The sequence below is a fragment of the Photobacterium proteolyticum genome, assembly GCF_001939735.1.
In the GTDB taxonomy this organism is placed as follows: domain Bacteria; phylum Pseudomonadota; class Gammaproteobacteria; order Enterobacterales; family Vibrionaceae; genus Photobacterium; species Photobacterium proteolyticum.
On sequence record NZ_MJIL01000099.1, the window covers coordinates 1 to 12,045 of the forward strand.

Here is a 12,045-nt window from a genome sequence, read left to right on the forward strand (position 1 = left end):
CCGGAATCGGTGATCGGTTTAAACCGGAATGAGCGATCGGATAATCCCGGAATCAGGGGTCGCAATACTCCGGAATATGCATCCCTCAGTGAGCTAGGCCTACAGTTGTGGCTGGCTGGTTCTGCAAGCATAGCTAGGCAATGAAAGGTCGTAGTTTTTACTTGGTTATATATTGTGTGGGTGTGTGCTAGATCAAGATTTCAAAGAAGTGGTACCGACTGGTTGCCGTTCAAGGCATACGAAGGCACTAATAATAATAATCGTATGTTTTGAGGGGGGGTATAACTGGTGCTGTGGGATGGTAAGAGAAGAATAAGTGGTTAGGTATGAGAAAAAGTGACGAAGTCGTCTTTATATAAGTATTTATAGTCGAAATTGTTTACATCCAGTGGTTCATGTGTTTTCATATGCTTACGTTTTGTTATAAGCGAAAAGATTCGTAAGCTTGATGGGTTTGAACAGTCGGTGATGAACTATATGAGATTTGGTTTCGTAGAAAAATCGAAAGTCATGTTCGATCATTATACTCATATTAAGAGTATAGAGGTTATTGAAGCTAATAAAAAAAAGAACTATAGGAGTCTATTTTTGAAATTGTATATAAGCTATGTCCATATGAGGAGCTATTTGACTTAAGCCATCCGAGTATAAAATTTTAGGTAACTTAGAATTAGTGATGAAACGCAGTAGAAAGAACGACATGAAGGTCACGGTGATACGTAACATTTCTTTTTCGGTAAGGGGCAGAAAAAAATGCTAGATTGGGTTTTAGATATAATTTCATTTGAACTATTTACTATTATTATTTTAGTGCTCACTTTTGTTATTGGTTATTATTGCTGGGTAATGGAATCAACGGTTTTTCAAAAACTCAATGAATTGGAAAAAAAAGCTTTAGAAGCTTATTCAGAAATTCAGGATCGTAAAGCAGAATGTAAACAGCTAGAAAATATAGTTACTCAACTAGAAGGAAACTTAATTTTTAATGAGGATAAAAATAATAAAAAGTTAGGTTGTCCTAAAGAATATACTTCTGGAGTTGATATACATTAATTAATTTATTATCTACTGGTAAATTTAAATATAAAAGATGTGATTAATTTATTAATCATTTTTACGACTTTGTTTGTGATATGGGCGAAAAACATTGCAAGAAAAAACTAAATATGATTTGGTTAAAAAAGATACAAGATTTAATTTTGATAAGTGTAAGCTAGTAAATCCAATAAAAAATTTGGCTACAATTATAACCTTGTGCATGGTTTTGATTTTTATTGGTTGCATGGTATTGGCTTATTGTATGTTTAATGCCTCTGAATCTTATCGAGCAAAGACTTATTCTATGGTTTCTTTCGTCAGTGTTTTTATGGGTTTGGTTTTAACCGTATTTGTTTTTAGTGTATTTAAAGCTCTTATATATGTGACAAATAAGTTCGGTTAACTTGAAATGTTAATATTAAAAGAACCATGTAGGCTACTAACTTGTTTTTATAGTTTTAGTTTGACTTTGTTGGCCTTATACACTTTTGATACGATATTTTATTGTAGTGTATATCTAGGAATAGGAATAAAATGAAATCACGATTGAATCTAGTGTTAGTATCAATATTATTTTATTCTTTTAATGTCTATGCAATTGATTATGAGTATAAATCAGTTTCTGATTTCAATCATTTATCATCATTCAAGAATATTGAAGATTTTGAAAGTAGCTATGGTGATTATATCCAGAGTTGTTTAGATAATACTGGCGGAGGAAGTGGTGGTATCCCATGCTTAATTGCTTCCAAACTATGGGACCGAGAATTAAACATCTACTATTCAAAACTTAGAAAAATGTTGAGTGAAAAGGAAAAGGAATCATTAAAGCAATCTCAATTGACATGGCTTGAAGATAGGGATAAAACGCTCAAATTTAACAGCATTCTAATGGATCGGGTATACCCACCTCAAGGAACTATGTTTCAATTAATGCATAGTGGAGATGTATCAGATGTTGCAGTATCAATTATTAAACAAAGAGCGTTACTTTTAAAATCGTGGGCCGAGGCAGTTGAAATCAAACGTTATCAGTGACGATTTAATGTAAATTACAATGCAATCACGTTAAAAATTAATATACAGCGTTTTATTTAATCGCTTTTGTAAGAGTGTCACCGAAAGAGGAGGGATTATGCCTAACTATGAATTTTACACGTTTCCATACAATCAGAATACAGACTTTACTCATTTGGAAATAGATACAGATATATACGAAGAAGAAAGAGAGATCCTCTTATCTCATGGGTTTGAAGTGGATGGTAGTCCAATTTATGCTGAAAATTCATTATTAGCAGTTGAGGTATATAAAAAAAGGGATATTAATAACATAGCTGAGGAATTAAATAAGTCATTTTTATCTTGCATAGTTGTAGAGGGCTTTATGGTACTGTGGAGGCGGTTCCGAAAAGTTAAATCATGAGGTATGAAATAGAGCTTGGTAGTTTTACTCATAGTATCAAGTAATAAGCTATTTATGCGGTAAAAAATATAGTTTGTGTTAAAACGATTTGAAGGTAATAATGGTGAGATTTAAATGTCAATATTTATTAGTTTTTGTGGTGTTAGTACTATCTGGTTGTGTTACTAAAAGCAATAGAATAATAGATGAAGAAATTTCACATGATCAGAGAAGATATGTTTAAATATATACAATAAAAACTCAAATGGCATTGAATCAACCTGAACAGTTTAAAGGCAAAACGTGTACACTTCATTTGAATATAAGTGAAGAAGGTAAAGCTACTATAATAAGATCAAATGGGAATGAGAAGTTATGCAAAATAACTGAAAAAGTGGTAAAAACTATTGGTGTATTTCCAATGCCAGCAGATAAACAAGTTGCTAAAAAGCTTAATAAAGTTAAGTTAGTAGTAACCCAATAGTAAAGTTCAACAAGGTAACTTACTGTGACTATGCTCTGATAGTGTCTAATTTAGTGCAGTGAGAGGTAACAACACTGGGAGAGTTAGGGAGCAAGTTGACGTGTCACACTCGCCAAAGCGCGGAACGCGAAGTATCATATACACAAAGTTAATCGAAGAAGTACTAAAGTTATGTCGTACCCTCCTTGTCCAAACTGTGCATCCGAATATGTGTATCCAGATCAGAACCATTTAGTGTGCCCAGAATGTGCTCACGAATGGAATCCCTCAGAAGTTGATGCTGAAGATACCGTCACGGCTAAAGATGCTAACGGCACATTGTTGTCTGAAGGTGATAAGGTCACTCTAGCCAAGGATCTCAAAGTTAAGGGCAGCTCGCTTGTATTGAAAATTGGTACCAAAGCACTTATTAGACGAATCGTCGATGGCAAAGATCATCAACTAGATTGTAAAGTCGATGGAGCTGGCGAAATGATGGTAACGGCTCAGTTTGTGAAGAAAGCTTAAATAAGCCTTCCATCCCCACCAAAGTACAAACGTTATTCGAGTGCGTCACGGTAGTTTACTGTGGCGTACTAAATCAATTGTAAGATCCTTACCCCCAAAAGTGGATGAAAGTTAATGATGCAGGTTTCGATGAACCAGACATTGAAGCCATTAATCAATCTATTCTCTATTTCGAAAACCTAACAATACTGAGCAGTGATAACTGATTTTTAGTGTTGTTCTAGAAATTCCGGCTGGCTGTTAATTCTTAAGGCAGAATCCAATCTTTTTAGTGTAGCGGCCGTAAAGGTTATTTACGTTAGGCTGAAAGAGAAAATATGTGCTACTAGAGAGCGTTAAGATGAGAAAAAGTGATCGAGTCGTCATTGCATAGCAGTTTATAGTTGAAGCGGTTTACATCTGGTATTTCATATGTTTTCATGTGCTTATGTTTTGGTTTTGGTGAAAGCATTTGAAAGTATAGAAACCCCGGTGAAGTGTTTGAAGCTGTAAATACATTAAAGACTCCGATTGTTACTCTTATTACTTGCAAAAATGAATATGGTGCCATATTTGAAACTTGGAATAAGAAAGACAACAAGGAAACAGCATTAATGTTAAATACTAAATAATATACTATTGTCTAATTTTTTTATAATTTGTAAGTTTTGATTAAATTGAGGGATGTTATGTTGTTCTTTAGGTTCAATAAAAAGGAAAAATATGATGGTAAAATTGGGTATTATGGTTTATCAGATTGGTGGAGTACCTGCTTTTGTGAGGAAGAAAGAAGGTATATAGAAGAAAAATATTGCCCGATTTTTACTCGTACATCAATGAACTTAACCCAAGGAAAAGATCAACACCTATCTGAGCCTAAAGTACATTTTTTATATGATTTGGCTGGTTGGTTCAATACGTCGATGGATAGAGATATAGGTTATAAAATCATCACTAAAGCTGAAGAGTCTATTGATGAAAAAACAACAATATTGGATCTTCATTTCTTTTATCAAAGTAAAGCTAAAATTTTTTACCAAGATAGATATAGATCATCATATTATTTTGAATCTGCCATGCATTCTTGCCTGAATCAAATCAATCTTTCACCAAGATCTTTTACTGTATTGAAAGAGCATTCGGATAATGAGCTTATCCCTACTCATTATGGATTTAAACAACTTGCAGTAATATATGAACAACAATGGGCTTTAGATAGGGTTATAGAGCTGTGTGAGACGGCTAAATTGCATGGGTGGGCAGGAGATTGGAACGAGCGTATTGATAGGTGTAAAACAAGGTTGGAGGCGGTTAGCTGAACATCAGGAGAGGCACTGGGTGATTAAATAATTATATTTAATATTGATGTGAAGCACCTTTATATACTGGTTTTTTCCGCAGTCTTAGAGTTGAGTATAGCACCCTGATTTACTAAAGATACATGCTGAAGTCATGAGAGAACTTTAGAATAACAACGTACTTCAGGGAAAGTATAAATGCACTATGACTGACCTTCTGTCTCAATATATTGAGTCCCTGTGAGAAATGCCTATCTCATAAGAACTCAACTCACAAATAAATATAAAACACAAGTCCTATGAAAATGTTTTTTACAATAGCATTGTTGTCTTTATCTTTGACATTGTTTTACTTTTCAGAAGAAAAGGTGATGAACTCTTTTAAAAACTATGATGAATTGGTTCAATCAGGGATTATTGATAAAGGCTGGCTTCCACCATACTTGCCAAGGTCTGCGACTAATATCGAAGAAGAGCATTATGTAGATACGAATATAGTTTATGCAACATTCGATTTCCATCCTGATGATATTTTGAATGATAGTGATTGTAAAATAAAAGAGACGCTGGAGTTTGTAACAACTTACTCATGCGAGTATCGGGGCAGTAATCTTAAGATCACAATGTTCAATACTGGCCACGCTGATCTATTTAGCCAACCTAAGTAATTAAATAAGCAATGTTGAAATAGCGTTTGTTGTGATCTGTTGCTCACAACAAGCGCTGCTTATAGTATGCGTTATGTAGTAAACGGTTGTGTGATGGAGGTAAGAATTAATGACTTAACTATATAGAATTTACTCTCTGCGGGAGGCCAGCTATTTGCTTTTTTTAGCTTCGCATCGAAGTATGCCTTTATGCTGGCTGCATCTTCTTCCTCGGTAAATTCTACCTGGGTGTAGTTTACAGGCACGACCACTCCAGATGTGCGTTCAATGAGTCGTTTTCTTTCTGGGTGGCTGATAGCAAGTACGACATAGCCATGGCTAGCGAGGTACTCTAATTGCGTCATGCTAAAGCGGGGAAAGGTGAGAAAGCCGTGGTTATATATCAAAACAGGGTAGCTGTCAGATGCAACGGGAAGAGGAAGATCGCGGAACGACCAGGAAGACGAAATAGTTGAAAATATCGTTCTTGGGGTACCCTCTTTAACGTAGGTATCAATCAATGCCGGTGATAGATAGTCGACTCGGTTCTCATTAGTTTCAGCTCTATATTGCAATTTGTTGCGTATTTTTGGTTTGATATTTTGAACGAAAGCCTCAACAAATAATAGGGTTACCAATGAATACATATTGAAGTGTGACTGCTGTTCTAGATACAGGCGGAGGATATATAAGTACTAGAAGACGATACAAGGTGGTATGGGGATATTGGTGGCCTATATATGCTCACTTAACCGTGGACAGAAATGAGAATTTAGAAACCATTAATAACTGTTCAACGAGATCAGCCAGTCAAAAGGTCAACTAGGTCTTTGTGTTAAAAAGGTGGTTTTCAGAGATGTTGTTACCTATTTGGCTAACGCGGAATGCCTGAAAAATAGTACAAGAGATGCGTTTGACGATGGCTGAGAGAACGATGTTTTATTCTGCCCTTTTGTGGAAAACAGGGGGTTCATTTTGCAGAATCTAGTGTTATTAAGTACCTTGCATAACTAGTTCTGAACTTAATGAGATCTAACAACTTAATGATTTTTATCAATAACGTGTCATTTTTGTCTGATATTGTTACGCCTTCGCCATGCAGATAATAGCACTTATAATCAGAAAGCTCGGCATTTGTCATAACAAATAGGTAAAAATAACGAGGGGAATATGACAGACGAAAGAGTAAAGTTTTCAGACAGCGACAGCCTCATATCTACAACGACATCAGACAGTCATATCACTTACTGTAATGAAGATTTTTGTCAGGTTGCTGGCTACAGGGAAGAAGAACTACTAGGTAAACCGCATAATGTTATTCGCCATGGTGACATGCCAAAGCCGGCATTCGGTCAGTTATGGGAATATATCCAGTCTGGTAAAAGCTGGATGGGATTGGTCAAGAACAAATGTAAAACCTCCGGTCATTATTGGGTATCAGCTTTCGTCACTCCCATTATGGATAAAGACGGGAAGGTGTATGAATACCAATCAGTCAGAACGCAACCGACTGATGAGCAGATTTCACGGGCATACTCACTCTATTCGAAGTTAAGAAAAGGAGCGGTTTCCGTAAGGCGTATAGAATGGATGAACCTGTCTTTCGGGCTGACGTTTGCACAGCTAGCCGTTCTTATTGCTTTTGCCTTAGGGGCATTTTCAACTCCTGTCATGCTAGGCATACTCACTCCATTAATTCTTGCTCAGATCTCGTTTTCATTTGTCGTGAAAAAGCGTTTGGCTTCATTGAATAATGTTGCCAAGACTCACTACGATAATCCTTTAATGGAGCAGCCGTATACCGGACATTGTGATGATGTTTCGCGTATCGAGCTGGCCATGATGATGAAGCGTGCTGAACTAAGAGCGGTGACTGCACGGGCAAACGAAACATCTACTCATTTGCTCCAGGCTGCGAATGAAGAAGTTCTCAATAGCCAGGCGATTGATAATGAGTTGGGTGAGCAGGATGTGGCAACCGATGCGATGGCCGTTTCCGCTGAGGAAATGCTTGCCTCTATCGCAGAAGTGTCAAATCAAGCCAAACAAAGCTCTGAGTTTGCTAACGATGCGCAGAATAAAGCGAAAGAAGGGACACAGACCATTGATGAGGCGGTAGAGACGGTGCGTGAGCTGAGTCAGCACCTGGGCAGCTCGAAAACAGCGCTTGATCAACTATACGCTGATGTTGATGGCATCGAGACTATTCTGGAAATGATCCAGGGCATTGCGGAGCAAACCAATCTTTTGGCACTTAACGCGGCGATTGAGGCGGCAAGGGCTGGTGAACATGGTCGAGGCTTTGCTGTAGTGGCTGATGAGGTTCGGGCGCTGTCGGCGAAAACCAGTGCTTCGGTTGATGATATCCGGTCGAAAATAGAAGTGCTTCAGGCCACCGTAAATAAGACAGGTAGCCTGATGGAGGAGGGGATTAAGTCCTCTGAACAGAGTGTATCTAAGTCGCAAAAGAGTAAAGAGTCATTCGAGGCGATAGTGAATGACTTAATCTCGATTGGGGAGCAAAGTACCCAGACCGCTCAGGCTATTACGGAGCAGGTGCAGGTGACCCAGGGTATGAACGATCATGTTGTACGGATGAACGGCGCTATTCAATCCACCAAACAACTCTCATCATCTTCTGTTGAACGCACCAATGCGCTTGTAGGCAGTTTAGAGAGCTTGCAACGTCTGGTGCGTCAGTTTAGCGAGTCATAAAAACTCCCCCCTAAACCTGAAAAAATAGCCCCTGGTATTTCTAGATGCCAGGGGTTTTGTTTATCGTTCAACTTAATGCTATTTAACTCGACCCTGCCGCTATTTTGCTATTGGCAGTGAACTTAAATAGGCTGCAATATCGACAATGTCGTTGTCGTTAAGCCCGGCGACAACCGGTTTCATCATTGCAGATTGCGGGGAGTTTCTGGTTCCTGCTTTAAATCCGTGCAATTGGCGAACCGTATAAATACCAAAGTTACCCGCGAGCGATGGACCAATACTGGAACCCGTCAGGTCACTGCCATGGCAACTCGCACATGGAATGGTTTTTCCGTTGCCAGTTTTCACCAAAGCCTGACCACGCTCGATACTTCCCTGTGGGACATAACTGATGAACTGGCCGTAGGGGGATCGCTTGTGAATGATCTCTTTATCAACCGCTACCTCGATAATCCGATTGCCAATGGGCTCTTCAGTGTTCTTTGTCAAATCAACCTGCCGCATCCTTGTACTATCAACATACGTTACAGGTACGGTGTTAACTTCTTTTACGGTAATGAAAGAGCGCGGTGTCAGGGAAGCGAACCATTTTGAGGCGGCTTGCATTTCCTGCTTAGTCATCAATGGCGCCATGCGGTTCATGTGACCTGAGTAATCAATACGCTGACCAGATGCAAAAGCCTCTAGCTGCTGGACCATATAGCTTTCTGTTAATCCGGCTAATGTTGAAGATTCAGGGTGTCCGAAGCCTGATGCAAGGTGGCATGAGGCGCACGCCCAGACTTTGGGTTTTTTACCAAACTGGACAATTTCAGGCATAGGCGCATGTTGCTGCGGAAACCAGTCCGGCGCACTGAACTTGTCATCAATTTCTGCTTGTGTGTACTGCTTGCTGCTTCCTTCGAGTGTCAGTTTTATATCTGTAGTATGTGCTTCTGTCGCGACGCCTCTTGCGGGTGTCGACCAGTCAGGGGCTCCCGGTATGGTGTTATCTGCAAAAGATGGCGAGGTCGTTATTATGAGTGTTGAGAATATTAGGTGTGGTAACTTCATATTGCTTCGAGTCAAGGTCGTATGTGTGTAGGGTGTTAACAAATTGTATGAATGGAAAGGTGGAAAAAACGTGGAAGACAATATGAAGTGACTGGAGCAGCATACTGAAGATGAGAGTGGATACCCAGGCAGGGGATAGAAAACGCCCATCATTAGTTGATGGGCGCTTGTGATTACTTCATACCGTCGACTTTTTTCTGCAATGCATCAAGTTGTTGCATTTTCGCTTTCAGGCCAAGGGATTGAGCGCTGATACTTGCCGGGTTCATTTGAGTACCCGTCTGCATTGGGTAGTCCGGCAGTGTTTTGAAGAAGTCGCCCAGTACATCCTGAATTGGAACGAACAACCACATATTGTCGGCCATCCAGCGCATGTACATGCTTGACTCATGCGGTGCTTTTTCGAATGGGTCGGCACGCAGGTGGATGATCTGCGGCCAGTTTGGCGAGAAGCGCACCGCATCGACAATGTTACCTTCCATCACAGCGAAGTTCAGCTTCCAGTCGTTCCAGCGTACGGCGTTTAGCTCGGCGTTAGAGCTAAAGTAAAGCATGGATTCACGTGGGCCTTTGTCTGCTTTTCCTTCAAAGTAAGGTTTGAAGTTATAGCCGTCGATGTGAACCTTCCACTCCTTGCCATTGGCCTGATACCCTTTGGTTAGCTTCTCTTTCACATCATCAACGCCAGCTGCTGCCAGCAGGGTTGGCAACCAGTCTTGATGCGCCATCATTTCGTTGACTTTGGTACCTGGCTTGATCACGTTTGGCCAGCGTACAAGCTGAGGTACGCGCATACCGCCTTCCCAGGTGGTTCCTTTTTCCCCATAGAAAGGTGTGGCACCGCCATCAGGCCAGGTTACTGTTTCGGCACCATTGTCGGTTGAATAAATAACAATGGTGTTGTCAGCAATGCCGAGATCATCCAGCTTATCAAGCAGTACACCTACCTGATCATCGTGCTCAAGCATGCCGTCTGCATAGATGCTGACACCGGATTTACCCTGATATTTTTCCTGCAGGCGAGTCCAGACGTGCATCCGGGTTGTATTGTGCCAGATGAAGAATGGCTTATCGGCCTTGACGGCTTTTTCCATGAAGGCCAGTGAGGAGTCGAGGAACTCTTCATCAGCATGTTCCATCCGCTTACGGGTCATCGGGCCGGTATCTTCAATCTTGCCGTCGGCATAGGACTTGATAACTCCGCGAGGGCCGTAGTTTTTACGAAACTCCGGATCTTTCGGGTAGTAATATGTTTCTGGCTCTTCCTCGGCATTGAGGTGGTAAAGGTTACCGAAGAATTCATCAAAACCATGGTTGGTTGGCAGGTGCTTGTCCTGATCACCAAGGTGGTTCTTACCAAACTGTGCGGTCATGTATCCCTGATCTTTAAGTAGATCGGCAATGGTTGGCGCCCAGTCAGGAATACCGTGATCAGAGCCCGGCATACCGATAGTCAGAAGGCCTGTACGGAAAGGCTCCTGCCCGGTAATGAAGGAGGCACGACCAGCGGTACATGATTGCTGGCCGTAGTGATCGGTAAACAATGCACCTTCGTTGGCAATGCGGTCAATATTCGGAGTTTGGTAACCCATCATGCCCTGGTTGTAGGCACTGATGTTCCAGTAACCAACGTCATCACCGAAAATCGCCAGAATGTTTGGCTGGTCGGCAGCAGCTGCCGTTCCAGCGGTAGCCGCAAGGCCAACACTGAGTGCCACTTTGTTTAAATGATTTGCCATATCAGATCCCGTTATGCTCGTGTCTGGTTCAGAAATATGAAAGGTAACGATCTGAATACCCTCTGAGTATTCGTTGGGATTACTCTAAAATGGCAACGGCAGTACTGTCGCTTTATAGAGCATATAACCAAAGGTAATACCCAACTGGATTAAACTGGCTTCAGAGCGATTTGGGAGCACAGTTTATGAACCAGTTACAGCAGCAAGTATCGTTACTTATTGAGCAAGTCAATCAAAGCGTGATAGGGCAACAGCATGTTACTCGGGCTTTAGTGATTGGATTGCTGACCAATGGACATGTCTTGCTGGAAGGCTTACCGGGCACCGCCAAAACGCGATCCGTTAAAGCCTTGGCTGCCACACTTAATGCCAGCTTTGGCCGTGTACAGTTTACGCCTGATTTACTTCCGTCTGATGTGACGGGGGCCGAGATGTATCAGGAAACCGCCAACGGACATGAATTGCGCTTTCAGCCCGGTCCTATATTTAACAGCATCTTGCTAGCTGACGAGGTAAACCGCGCCCCGGCAAAGGTTCAGGCAGCCCTGCTTGAAGCGATGGCAGAGAGTACCGTGACAGTGGGCGAGCAATCACACGCCCTGCCTGAACTGTTCATGGTGCTGGCAACTCAAAACCCGGTCGAACAGGAAGGGACTTATCCGCTGCCGGAGGCCCAGATGGATCGTTTTATCATGAAGGTTAATGTTGATTATCCGGATGATGAAGCTGAGCTGGGAATTATCCGTTTATTACGTCAGGAAGAAGCGGAGGCAAACCGTGACCATTCTGATGACAATCTGGCATCTTCGACAATTACGCTGGATCCTGAGTTGATCCTCGCGGCGCGCTGTGAACTGGCGCAGCTTGAAGTGTCCGATATGGTGGAGCGTTATATTGTTGCGCTTGTGATGGCAACACGCAAGCCGGAACGTTATTCGGCATCCGGGCTGGCACGTTGGATTGCTGTTGGTGCAAGCCCGAGGGCTTCTATTGCATTGGATAAATGTGCCCGAGCCTATGCGTGGTTACAGGGGCGCGAGCATGTGCTGCCAGATGATGTCAGGGCGATGGCACCCGCTGTATTGGGGCACCGTATAACCCTTAGCTATGATGCGCTGGCAGAAGGGATAGCTCATCCTCAGGTGGTGATGGAGTTACTTGACCATGTAGCCATCGGCTAGGA

Annotated in this window: 12 protein-coding genes; 9 read left to right on the plus strand and 3 right to left on the minus strand. The window is 41.5% G+C overall.

Annotation, left to right across the window (positions count from 1 at the left end; all coding sequences use genetic code 11):
- The first annotated feature begins 753 nt into the window (after positions 1–753).
- From BIT28_RS26250 to BIT28_RS26280, 7 genes are all read left to right on the plus strand, one after another.
- Positions 754–1,053 (plus strand): hypothetical protein, encoded by a 300-nt coding sequence (locus tag BIT28_RS26250; RefSeq protein ID WP_075767923.1) that lies wholly within the window; start codon positions 754–756, stop codon positions 1,051–1,053.
- 519 nt (positions 1,054–1,572) lie between these two features.
- Complete coding sequence (locus BIT28_RS26255) at positions 1,573–2,076, plus strand: lysozyme inhibitor LprI family protein (RefSeq protein WP_075767924.1); 504 nt, start codon at positions 1,573–1,575, stop codon at positions 2,074–2,076.
- A 97-nt stretch (positions 2,077–2,173) separates the two neighbouring features.
- A complete protein-coding gene (locus BIT28_RS26260) occupies positions 2,174–2,461 on the plus strand; it encodes a ubiquitin family protein (protein ID WP_075767925.1) in 288 nt (95 codons plus the stop codon).
- A gap of 244 nt (positions 2,462–2,705) precedes the next feature.
- A complete protein-coding gene (locus BIT28_RS26265) occupies positions 2,706–2,924 on the plus strand; it encodes a cell envelope integrity TolA C-terminal domain-containing protein (protein WP_075767926.1) in 219 nt (72 codons plus the stop codon).
- A 171-nt stretch (positions 2,925–3,095) separates the two neighbouring features.
- Positions 3,096–3,431: a zinc ribbon domain-containing protein YjdM gene (locus BIT28_RS26270; RefSeq protein WP_075767927.1), complete on the plus strand. Its 336-nt coding sequence runs from the start codon at positions 3,096–3,098 to the stop codon at positions 3,429–3,431.
- Positions 3,432–4,099: 668 nt separating this feature from the next.
- Positions 4,100–4,729, plus strand: coding sequence for a hypothetical protein (locus BIT28_RS26275; RefSeq protein WP_075767928.1), 630 nt, complete (start codon positions 4,100–4,102; stop codon positions 4,727–4,729).
- Positions 4,730–5,079: 350 nt separating this feature from the next.
- A complete protein-coding gene (locus tag BIT28_RS26280; protein WP_175577623.1) occupies positions 5,080–5,376 on the plus strand; it encodes a YbbD-related protein in 297 nt (98 codons plus the stop codon).
- Between the two features lie 71 nt (positions 5,377–5,447).
- Here the strand turns inward: BIT28_RS26280 and BIT28_RS26285 are convergent, their stop codons facing one another.
- Positions 5,448–6,002, minus strand: a complete 555-nt coding sequence (locus BIT28_RS26285; protein ID WP_075767930.1) for an alpha/beta hydrolase — start codon at positions 6,000–6,002, stop codon at positions 5,448–5,450.
- A gap of 523 nt (positions 6,003–6,525) precedes the next feature.
- On the opposite strand from BIT28_RS26285, the gene BIT28_RS26290 reads away from it, so the two are divergent.
- Positions 6,526–8,070 carry a methyl-accepting chemotaxis protein gene (locus tag BIT28_RS26290; protein ID WP_075767931.1) on the plus strand — a complete coding sequence of 515 codons (1,545 nt, stop codon included), beginning with the start codon at positions 6,526–6,528 and terminating at the stop codon, positions 8,068–8,070.
- A 99-nt stretch (positions 8,071–8,169) separates the two neighbouring features.
- Here the strand turns inward: BIT28_RS26290 and BIT28_RS26295 are convergent, their stop codons facing one another.
- A complete protein-coding gene (locus tag BIT28_RS26295; RefSeq protein ID WP_075767932.1) occupies positions 8,170–9,123 on the minus strand; it encodes a c-type cytochrome in 954 nt (317 codons plus the stop codon).
- Positions 9,124–9,296: 173 nt separating this feature from the next.
- Entirely contained in the window at positions 9,297–10,862 is a 1,566-nt protein-coding gene (locus BIT28_RS26300) for an arylsulfatase (protein ID WP_075767933.1), read from the minus strand.
- A gap of 185 nt (positions 10,863–11,047) precedes the next feature.
- Here BIT28_RS26300 and BIT28_RS26305 point away from each other — a divergent pair, with 185 nt between their 5' ends.
- Entirely contained in the window at positions 11,048–12,043 is a 996-nt protein-coding gene (locus BIT28_RS26305; protein WP_075767934.1) for an AAA family ATPase, read from the plus strand.
- Positions 12,044–12,045 lie beyond the last annotated feature (2 nt).